This is a genomic window from Duganella phyllosphaerae, assembly GCF_001758785.1.
Lineage (GTDB): Bacteria > Pseudomonadota > Gammaproteobacteria > Burkholderiales > Burkholderiaceae_D > Rugamonas > Rugamonas phyllosphaerae.
Genome location: NZ_LROM01000117.1, coordinates 1 through 9,868 on the forward strand (window position 1 = coordinate 1; position 9,868 = coordinate 9,868).

A 9,868-nucleotide genomic window follows, 5' to 3' on the forward strand; every position below is an offset into this window, starting at 1 on the left:
GGCGGTGGCGGTGACGGCGGCAGTGTCCACGGCGCCCGCTGGCGCCACCGCCACCGCGCTGGCCGGGGTGGCCGCGCAGACCATCGCCTTCGGCTTCATCAAGGCCGACGTGCAGGCCAACGGCGCGGCATCGAGCTTCGTGGCGGCATCGGGCAAGCAGCAGGCGCTGGCGCCGTTCTTTGCGCGCTTCCTGCTCAACTGCGACCAGTGGGACGGCTACAACGGCGAGCGCAAGGCCTTGATGGCGCACCTGAAGTCCAACAACATCGGCAACGTGGTGGCGCTCACCGGCGACATCCACGCTTTCTTTGCCGGCACCGTCAACGACGACTTCGACGCGGCCGGCGGCGGCACGCCGGTGATGGTGGACCTGGTCTCGGCCGGCATCAGCTCCGATTCGTTCTTCAGCTACCTGCGCGATGCGGCGTCTGCGCTGGGCGACATCGGCACGCTGGTGTCGTACCCGCTGGCCATCCCGGTGCCGGGCGTGGGCACGGTAAGCCTCAACTTCAACCTGCTCGACTACACCATGGGCAAGGCCGCGCCAACGCTGACGCAGTTGCTCGAACAGTTGCGGGTGCAGCTGCGCGGCGCGCTGGCCGCGAAAGGCGTGGCGGAAAGCGCGCTGGAGGCCACCGTCACCGCCGTGATGGCGGGCCTGCAGGCGAGCAGCGACTTCAATACCAGCTTGCTGGCGCTGGCGCAGCAGCTCTCCGCGCTGGGCAATAACAACTGGCTCAAGCACGTCAATACCGACGCGCAGGGCTACACGCTGGTGACGCTCACGCCGGGCAAGCTGGTGGCGCAGTTCCGCCAGGTGAACAAGCTGGTGGGCGCCAGCGCGCCGGCCACGCTGCTCGCACGCACCACCACCGCCACCGTGACGGCCGGCGTGGCAGCGGTGGTGGTCAGCCAAGTGTAAAAACGGGCAATGCGGGCTGGTATCATCCGTCCATCATATCAACGGATGAACTCATGAAAACCCGCATTGCCCTCATCGCGCACGACAAGAAAAAAGACGACATGATCCTGCTGGCCGGCCAGTACCGCGACTTTCTGGCCTCCTGCGACCTGGTCGCCACCGGCACCACCGGCGGGCGCCTGGCCAACGAACTGGGGCTTACCGTGGACCGCAAGCATTCGGGCCCGTTCGGCGGCGACCTGCAGATCGGCGCCATGCTGGTGCAGGGCGAGATCGACTGCGTGATCTTCCTGCGCGACCCGATGACGCCGCAGCCGCACGAGCCGGACATCAACGCCCTGGTACGCGCCTGCGACGTCCACAACACGCCGTGCGCGACCAACGTGTCGTCGGCGCACCTGGTACTGTCGCAATTGCAGTTGCGCGCTACGGCCGCCTGAGGCGCGCTACACTGAGCAATTATGTCACCGGAGGTAGCAATGACGCAGTCAACAACCAAGGCAATCCGCATCGCTCGCAACGGCGGCCCTGAAGTAATGGAACTGGTGGACGTGGACCTGCCAGCACCCGGCCCCGGCGAGGCGCAAGTACGCCACGAAGCCATCGGCCTGAACTTCATCGACGTCTATCACCGCACCGGCCTGTATGCGCAACCGTTGCCAGCCGGGCTGGGCATGGAAGGCGCCGGCGTGGTCGAAGCGGTGGGCGAGGGCGTGACCGAAGTCAAGGTCGGCGACCGCGTGGCCTATGCCGGCGGCCCGATCGGCGCTTACGCCCAGGCGCGCAATATGCCGGCATCCAAATTGCTGGTGCTGCCCGAGAACATCGCTTTCGACACCGCCGCCGCCATGATGCTGCAAGGCCTCACCGTGCAGTACCTGCTGCACCGCACGGTGGCGCTCAAGGCCGGCGACACCATCGTCTTCCACGCTGCTGCCGGCGGCGTGGGCCTGATTGCGTGCCAGTGGGCCAAGGTGCTGGGCGTCACGCTGATCGGTACGGTCGGATCAGGCGAAAAAGCCGCGCTGGCCCTCGAACACGGCGCCGCCCACGTCATCAACTACAACACCGAGAACTTTACCGAGCGAGTGCGCGAGATCACCGGTGGCAAGGGTGTGCGCGCCGTGTACGACTCGATCGGCAAGGACACCTTTATCGGCTCGCTCGACTGCCTGGCGCCGCTGGGCACCATGGTCAGCTTCGGCAATGCATCCGGCCCGGTGGAATCGTTCGCGCTGGCCGAACTGGCCAAGCGCGGCTCGCTGTACGTCACCCGGCCATCGATGGCGGCCTACCTGTCCACCCGCGAAGAGCTGGATGCGGCAGCGCGTTCGCTGTTCGGCGTGGTGTCCAGCGGCGAAGTGAAGGTGGACGTACGCCAGCGCTACGCCCTGGCCGACGTGGCCCAGGCCCATCGCGACCTCGAAGGACGCAAGACCACGGGCTCGACCATCCTGCTGCCATGAGCAAGCAGATGTTCGATGAGCAGGAGCAGCGCCGCATCCAGGCGGACGAAGACGAGGACGACGGCGATTTCTCCGACATGCTCAGCGAAATGCGCATCCTGCTGCCAGGTGCGCAGATGCTCACGGCCTTCCTGATCATCCTGCCGTTCAACGGTGGCTTTTCACGCATCGTGCATAGCGAGAAATTGCTGTTCCTGGCCACGTTCGTGCTGGCGCTCACCAGCCTGGTGTTGCTGAGCGCCCCGGCGGTACAGCACCGCATGATGCGCCCTTTGAAAGACAGGGCACGCTTCAAGCGCGTGGCCACCAAGCTCATGGTCAGTGGTTCGCTCACGCTGGCCATTGCCCTGGTGCTCGGCACCAACCTGGTGATCTCTGAAGTGTTTGGCGGTACCGTGGGGCTGGTTACGTCCGGCCTGGTGGCGCTGCTGATCCTGGTGGTGTGGTGGTGGATGCCGAGGTACCTGAAAAAGCATGCAGGTGTGTAGCATGGATTTTTGTACGGAAGCGTACAGACGCGTTTGCTAGTGGGAAGTATTCTGATCTCAATGCAAAGCCATTCCGGCTGTTGCCCAGACAGGAGTCACATCATGAACAAAGACCAAATCGAAGGCAAACTGAAAAACATCGGCGGCAAAATTCAAGAAGGCGTTGGCGATCTGATCGACAGCCCTGAGCAGGAAGCCAAAGGCCTGGCCAAGCAAGGCGAAGGCAAGGTCCAGGAAAAAGTGGGCGACCTGAAAGAAGCCGCCAAAATCGCTACCAAGTAATTGGTCGGCAAAAGAAAAAGCGCCGGTGTGCAAACACCGGCGCTTTTTCTATTGTGGGCCCAAAACCGTCATCCCGCATCGGCGGACCGCCGCGCAGGCGGGGATCCAATCCAACCTCAATTCGCCTTGACCGCAGGCTGCCCCGCCACCACCGTATCCACCTTCGGATCGATGGTCACTTCCACCCGGCGCGGCACACCGCTCTGGCCGGGGAAGCCAGTAAAGGCGCTCTGCACCAGCGCCGGCATCACGTGCGGCGTGGCAGCGACGGTGCTGGTGTTTTGCACCGTCACGTCATACAGCTTGCGCCCGCTCGTGGTGTTGATGGTTACGCGCAGCTGGCGCTGGTACTGGTGGCGAATCCGTTCTTCCACGCCGAACGTGTTGTAGCGGAACGGATCGTAGAACGGGCTGTAAGCCCAGCGCGAATAGCCCCAGCCGTAACGGCCATAGCCCGGACGGCCCCAGTACGGGCTGCCCCACGGCGCGCCCATGAACGGATCTTCGCGGATCACGCGCACAGGCTGGTCGATGGTCAGGTATTTCATGCCGACCAGCAGGTTGGGCTGCTGGCCTTCGTCGGCCTGCTGGAAGCCCAGCTTGCTCAATTCATTGCTCACCAGAACCTGATAGCTGCGGTACTCCAGCGTATCGTCCACGCCGCGTGGCGCTTCGAAGGCATAGGTTTTGGCTTGCAGGTCCGCCGGCCAGGCGTTAAAAGCCGTAACGTCGCTGCGAATGGTGGTGGCGCAACCGGTCAACAGCATGACGGCGGCAGTCGCCAGGATGGCGAGATATCTCATGATAGGCCTCTTAGAAACAGGAAAAACGCGGGGAAGACGGTATGTCCAGAACTACAGTTTACGTCGCGCATACAGACTGCGCATCATTATTACAGAATGTTACGGCAGCGTGGAAATCAGCAACTTTCGACCTTCCTTGAGGAAAATCAAGCGTCGGCCGGGCGCTGGTATTGGTAAAATAGACTTTTGCCTAACGTCCAACACCATCCCATGCGCACCGATAGCAGCCCACTGAGCAGCCCACTGACGATTTACCGCAAAGATTACACCCCTCCGGCGTTCCTGGTCGATACGGTTGAACTGGGGTTCGACCTGGACCCGCACCGCACCATCGTGGCCAACCGCATCACCATGCAGCGCAACCCGGACGGCACCAATTGCGACATCGTGCTGCACGGCGAGGAAATTGAGCTGGTGCAACTGCGGATGAACGGCAAGGTGCTGCAAGCCGGGGAATATTCGATCGAGGGCGTGCTGCTGACGATCAAGAATGCCCCGGACCAGGTCGTGCTGGAAATCGAAACCGTGTGCGTGCCGGTGGAAAACACCACCTTGTCGGGCTTGTATGTATCGAACGGCAACTTCTTCACCCAGTGCGAAGCCGAAGGCTTCCGCCGCATTACCTATTTCCCTGATCGCCCGGACGTGATGGCCAAGTACACCGTGATGCTGCGCGCCGACAAGGCGACGTACCCGGTGCTGCTGTCGAACGGCAACCTGATCGAAGAGGGCGACCTCGGCGATGGCCGCCACTACGCCAAGTGGGAAGACCCGTTCAAGAAGCCGTCGTACCTGTTCGCGCTGGTCGCGGCCAAGCTGGTGTGCCAGGAAGAGACCTATACCCTGAACTCGGGCCGCGACGTGCTGCTGCAAGTGTGGGTGGAAGACGGCAACCTCGACAAGACCGACTACGCGATGCAGTCGCTCAAAAACTCGATCCGCTGGGACGAGGAGCGCTTCGGCCTCGAGCTCGACCTGGACCGCTTCATGATTGTTGCCGTGGGCGACTTCAACATGGGCGCGATGGAAAACAAGGGTCTCAATATCTTCAACACCAAGTTCGTGCTGGCCAACCCGCGCGTGGCCACCGATATCGACTACGCCGGCATCGAAGCCGTGGTGGGCCACGAGTACTTCCACAACTGGACCGGCAACCGCGTGACGTGCCGCGACTGGTTCCAGCTATCGCTCAAGGAAGGCCTGACCGTGTTCCGCGACCAGGAATTCTCGGCCGACATGATCGGCAGCGACAGCGGCCGCGCCGTCACCCGGATCGACCAGGTGCGCACCTTGCGCCAGGCCCAGTTCCCGGAAGACGCCGGCCCGATGTCGCACCCGGTGCGTCCCGACTCGTTCGTCGAGATCAATAATTTTTATACCGTGACCGTGTACGAAAAAGGCGCGGAAGTGGTGCGTATGTACCAGACCCTGGTGGGCCGCGACGGCTTCCGCAAGGGCATGGACCTGTACTTCGAGCGCCATGACGGCCAGGCCGTGACCTGCGACGACTTCCGCGCCGCCATGGCCGACGCCAACGGCCGCGACCTGCGCCAGTTCGAACGCTGGTACAGCCAGGCCGGCACGCCGGTAGTGACCGCGCGCACCCGCTACGACGCCGTCAAGCGCAACTTCGACATCATCCTGTCCCAGCGCAGCAACCACCCGGACCAGCTGCCGTTCCATATTCCCGTGGCCGTCGGCCTGCTGGGAGAAGATGGCCGCGCCCTGCCGCTCACGCTTGATGGTGGAACCCAAGAACAGGGCGCCACCACCGTGGTGCTGGAACTGACCGAGCAGGAGCAGATTTTCCGCTTCCGCAATATCGACGAGCGCCCGACGCCGTCGATCCTGCGCGATTTTTCGGCGCCGGTGATTTTGGAGTACGACTACACCGACGACGAACTGCTGCACCTGTTCCGCCACGACAGCGACCCGGTGAATCGCTGGGAAGCGGGCCAGCGCCTGGCCATGGCGCGCCTGCTCAAGCTCACCGCGCAGGTGGCGGCCAAGCAGGACAAGCCACTCAAGCTCGATACGACCTTCCTCGACGCCCAGCGCGCGCTGCTCATCGACGACACGCTCGATCCGGCCTTCCGCGAACTGGCCCTGATCCTGCCATCGGAAGGCATCATCGCCGAGCAGATGGATGTCGTCGATCCACACGCGATCCACACCGCGCGCCAGTTCATGCGCCGTACCATCGGCACCGAGCTGCGGGCCGAACTGCTGGCGCAGTACCACGCCAACCAGACCCCGGGCGAGTACAGCCCGGACGCCCTGTCGGCCGGCAAGCGCGCACTGAAAAACCTGTGCCTTTCGTACCTGCTGGTGACGCCCGACGCGGTCACGCTGTCGCTGGCGCAGCACCAGTGCGAACAGGCCGGTAACATGACCGACCGCTTCGCCGCGCTGGTGGCGCTGATCCACAGCGGGGTAGACGCCAGCGCCTACCTGCAGCGTTTCTACGATGATTTCTCCAGCGAAGCGCTGGTGATCGACAAGTGGTTTGCCATGCAGGCGGCCACGCCGGCCACCGACGTCGCCGCCGTGCGCAAGCTGATGGCGCACCCGGCCTTTACGCTCAAGAACCCGAACCGCGCGCGCAGCCTGCTGTTCAACTTCACCAACGCCAACCCGTCGCAGTTCCACGCGGCCGACGGCAGCGCCTACGCCTTCTGGGCCGAACACGTGATCAAGCTCGACGCCATCAACCCGCAAGTGGCCGCCCGCTTCGCGCGCAGCATGGACCGCTGGCGCCGTTACGCCCCGGCGCTGCAAGCGAAGATGAAGGCCGCGCTGGAGCAGGTAGCCGCCCAAACCAAACTCTCGAACGACGTGCTGGAAGTGATCACCAAGGCACTCGCCAATTAATCAAGAACCCGAAAGCCGGCCCGCGCCCGCCGCTCCGTCATCCTCGCGCACGCGGGGATCCATGGAGCGCCTGCGCAGCCCACACCCTCAGCCAGTTTAGAATTTCCACCAAAAAGGAACCCCATGAAACGCATCAGCCTCACCCAATACCTGGTCGAAGAACAGCGCCAGAACAATTCCATCCCCGCCGAACTGCGCCTGTTGATCGAAGTCGTGGCCCGCGCCTGCAAGACCATCAGCCACGCCGTGGGCAAGGGCGCGCTCGGTGAAGTGCTGGGCACGGCCACCACCGAGAACGTGCAGGGCGAAGTCCAGAAAAAACTCGACATCATCTCCAACGAGATCCTGCTCGAAGCGAACGAATGGGGCGGTCACCTGGCCGCAATGGCATCGGAAGAAATGGAAACCATCCACAAGATCCCGAACCGCTATCCGAAAGGAGAGTACCTGCTGACGTTCGACCCGCTGGACGGCTCGTCGAACATCGACGTCAACGTTTCGATCGGCACCATCTTCTCGGTGCTGAAAGCGCCGGAAGGCATGACCGAACCGACCGAACAGGACTTCCTGCAGCCAGGCAGCCGCCAGGTCGCCGCCGGCTACGCCGTGTACGGGCCGCAGACCATGCTGGTGCTCACCACCGGCAACGGCGTCAACTGCTTCACCCTGGACCGCGAAATGGGTTCGTGGGTACTGACCCAGCGCGACATGCAGATCCCGGCCAAGACCCGCGAGTTCTCGATCAACGCCTCCAACGCGCGCCACTGGCACGCACCGGTGCAGCGCTACGTGAACGAACTGCTGGCCGGCGAAACCGGCCCGCGCGGTTCGAACTTCAACATGCGCTGGGTCGCCTCGATGGTAGCCGACGTGCACCGCATCCTGAACCGCGGCGGCATCTTCATGTACCCGGCCGACACCCGCGATACATCGATGCCCGGCAAGCTGCGCCTGATGTACGAAGCGAACCCGATGGCCTTCATCGTCGAGCAGGCAGGCGGCGTCGCCACCGACGGCCAGCAGCGCATCCTGGACATCCAGCCGACCAAGCTGCACCAGCGCGTGCCAGTCTTCCTCGGCTCGCGCGAGGAAGTGGAAGTCGTGACCGGCTACCACCAGGGCTGATAGCGCCTGATCCGCACGGGGCAAGGCTATTTTTACATCACGGCCAAAATTTATTGGTTTTAGACTAGCGTGGTGCGAAGGTTCTTTGTTAGAATGCGGGTCGTCGCCGCTTTAGCTCAGTTGGTAGAGCAGTTCATTCGTAATGAAAAGGTCGCCAGTTCGATTCCGGCAAGCGGCACCAGAACTCAGCAGTAAAAAGTGTCAAGAAGTCTCAAAACCCGCCTCTCTCATAGGGAGCGCGGGTTTTTTGTTGTCTCGTGGTTTACCGAGGTGTAGCATGAAATCCAGGACCGGTGAGGGACAAATTGGCGCTTGTCCCTCACGAAAAAATTTGGTCCCTCAATCGGCGCCGCACTCGGAATGGGATTGCGCGATGACACTCACCGACCTTTTTATCCGGAAACTCAAGCATTCCGGCAAGCCCAGTGGCGACAAATACAGCGACGGCCGCTCGCTGTACCTGCTGGTCAAGGAGTCCAACAAGTACTGGCGGATGAACTACCGCTACGACGGCAGGCACAAGACGCTGGCCCTTGGCATCTACCCGGAAGTGTCGCTGGCCGAGGCGCGCGAGTTATGCGCCGACGCCCGCAAGCTGCTGCGCGCCGGTGTCGATCCGCGGGCGCCGGTTATCGATCCGTACGAGCAGCAGCGCCGCCAGGATTCGCAAAACACCTTTCGCGCACTGGCGCTCCTGTGGCTGGCGAAGATGGACGCCAGCCGCAGCACCGCCACCCAGGAGAAGGTGCTGGCGTGGCTGGAGCACGACGTGTTCCCGTACATCGGCAGCATGCCCGTGTCAAGCATCAAGCCGCGCGACGTGCTGGGCGTGGTGCAGCGGGTGGAGGCGCGTGGCGCCGTCGATTCGGCCCACCGCATCAAGCAGCTGTGCGGCCAGGTGCTGCGCCATGGCGTGGCGATCGGCTGGTCGGAGCGCGACGTCACACCCGATTTGAAGGGCGCGCTGATCGCCGTCCCGCGCACCAATTTCGCCGCGATCACGGAGCCGAAGGAACTGGCGGTGCTGCTGCGCGCCATCCATGCCTACAACGGCCATATCGTGCCCGTGTCGGCGTTAAAACTGACGCCGCTGGTGTTTGTGCGTCCGGGCGAATTGCGCGCCGCAGAGTGGCGCGAATTCGATCTTGACGGCGCCGCGTGGCGCATCCCGGCCGCCAAGATGAAAATGCGCATGGAGCACATGGTGCCGTTGTCCACCCAGGCGCTGGAGATTCTGCGCCAGCTGCGCCGCATCACGGGCCACGGCAAGTACGTGTTCCCCAGCCTGCGCACCGAGCAGGCCTGCATGAGCGAGAACACCATCAACGCGGCCTTGCGCGGCATGGGCTTTGCCAAGGAAGTGATGACAGCGCACGGCTTCCGCGCCACGGCGCGCACGATCATGGACGAAGTGCTGGGCGAGCGCGTGGACCTGATCGAGCACCAGCTGGCGCACCGCGTGATCGACCCGAATGGCCGCGCCTACAACCGCACCGCGCACCTGCCAGCACGCGCCGCGATGATGCAGCGCTGGGCCGATTACCTGGACAAGCTGCGCATCGGCGCCGACGTCATTCCCCTTCGCGCGGTGACCGGTCCCGGTCCGCAGTAGCAGCACTCTCCTTCGCCGCGCGCAGGTTACGGCGCGGCGCCGCGTCATACGCCGGTCCGCGCTGGGCAATGCGCGCCTCGAGCCACTGCGCCACATCCTCCTGCAACCACCCCACCGAACGCGCCGACAGCTTGACCGGGGCAGGGAAGGCGTGCAGCTTGATCTCGCGGTACAACGTGGCGCGCGATAGCCCGCACAGGTGCAGCACCTCGCGGATGCGCAGCAGGCGCGAGGTGCCGGGCGGGCTGTCGGTGTGTCTGGTGTTCATGCGGTGTCTCCTCGTCGCGGCAGGTCTAACG

Annotated in this window: 10 protein-coding genes and 1 tRNA gene; 9 read left to right on the top strand and 2 right to left on the bottom strand. The window is 63.6% G+C overall.

Features of this window, described 5'->3' with window-relative positions:
• The 5 genes from DUPY_RS20785 to DUPY_RS20805 all read left to right on the top strand — a co-directional run.
• Positions 1–922: alkaline phosphatase D family protein (locus tag DUPY_RS20785; protein ID WP_208600073.1), on the top strand; the 922-nt coding region annotated here is incomplete at its 5' end.
• 53 nt (positions 923–975) lie between these two features.
• Positions 976–1,362: a methylglyoxal synthase gene (locus tag DUPY_RS20790; RefSeq protein ID WP_070250745.1), complete on the top strand. Its 387-nt coding sequence runs from the start codon at positions 976–978 to the stop codon at positions 1,360–1,362.
• Positions 1,363–1,401: 39 nt separating this feature from the next.
• Complete coding sequence (locus DUPY_RS20795; protein WP_070250746.1) at positions 1,402–2,388, top strand: quinone oxidoreductase family protein; 987 nt, start codon at positions 1,402–1,404, stop codon at positions 2,386–2,388.
• Positions 2,385–2,876, top strand: a complete 492-nt coding sequence (locus tag DUPY_RS20800) for a DUF6328 family protein (protein ID WP_070250747.1) — start codon at positions 2,385–2,387, stop codon at positions 2,874–2,876. Before DUPY_RS20795 ends, DUPY_RS20800 begins: the two co-directional genes overlap by 4 nt.
• A 102-nt stretch (positions 2,877–2,978) precedes the next feature.
• Positions 2,979–3,158 (top strand): CsbD family protein, encoded by a 180-nt coding sequence (locus tag DUPY_RS20805; protein ID WP_019923087.1) that lies wholly within the window; start codon positions 2,979–2,981, stop codon positions 3,156–3,158.
• 116 nt (positions 3,159–3,274) lie between these two features.
• On the opposite strand, the gene DUPY_RS20810 is transcribed toward DUPY_RS20805, so the two are convergent.
• On the bottom strand, positions 3,275–3,961 hold the full coding sequence (locus DUPY_RS20810) for a DUF4136 domain-containing protein (protein ID WP_070250748.1): 687 nt from the start codon (positions 3,959–3,961) through the stop codon (positions 3,275–3,277).
• 210 nt (positions 3,962–4,171) lie between these two features.
• Here DUPY_RS20810 and pepN point away from each other — a divergent pair, with 210 nt between their 5' ends.
• The 4 genes from pepN to DUPY_RS20830 all read left to right on the top strand — a co-directional run bounded on the left by pepN (position 4,172) and on the right by DUPY_RS20830 (position 9,569).
• Positions 4,172–6,832, top strand: coding sequence for an aminopeptidase N (gene pepN, locus DUPY_RS20815; protein ID WP_070250749.1), 2,661 nt, complete (start codon positions 4,172–4,174; stop codon positions 6,830–6,832).
• A 123-nt stretch (positions 6,833–6,955) separates the two neighbouring features.
• Positions 6,956–7,957: a class 1 fructose-bisphosphatase gene (locus tag DUPY_RS20820; RefSeq protein ID WP_070250750.1), complete on the top strand. Its 1,002-nt coding sequence runs from the start codon at positions 6,956–6,958 to the stop codon at positions 7,955–7,957.
• A gap of 105 nt (positions 7,958–8,062) precedes the next feature.
• A tRNA-Thr gene (locus DUPY_RS20825) sits at positions 8,063–8,138 on the top strand.
• 192 nt (positions 8,139–8,330) lie between these two features.
• Complete coding sequence (locus tag DUPY_RS20830) at positions 8,331–9,569, top strand: tyrosine-type recombinase/integrase (RefSeq protein ID WP_070250752.1); 1,239 nt, start codon at positions 8,331–8,333, stop codon at positions 9,567–9,569.
• On the opposite strand, the gene DUPY_RS20835 is transcribed toward DUPY_RS20830, so the two are convergent.
• Positions 9,529–9,837 carry a helix-turn-helix transcriptional regulator gene (locus DUPY_RS20835; protein WP_070250754.1) on the bottom strand — a complete coding sequence of 103 codons (309 nt, stop codon included), beginning with the start codon at positions 9,835–9,837 and terminating at the stop codon, positions 9,529–9,531. The two genes, DUPY_RS20830 and DUPY_RS20835, sit on opposite strands and share 41 nt — an antisense overlap.
• Positions 9,838–9,868: the final 31 nt, after the last annotated feature.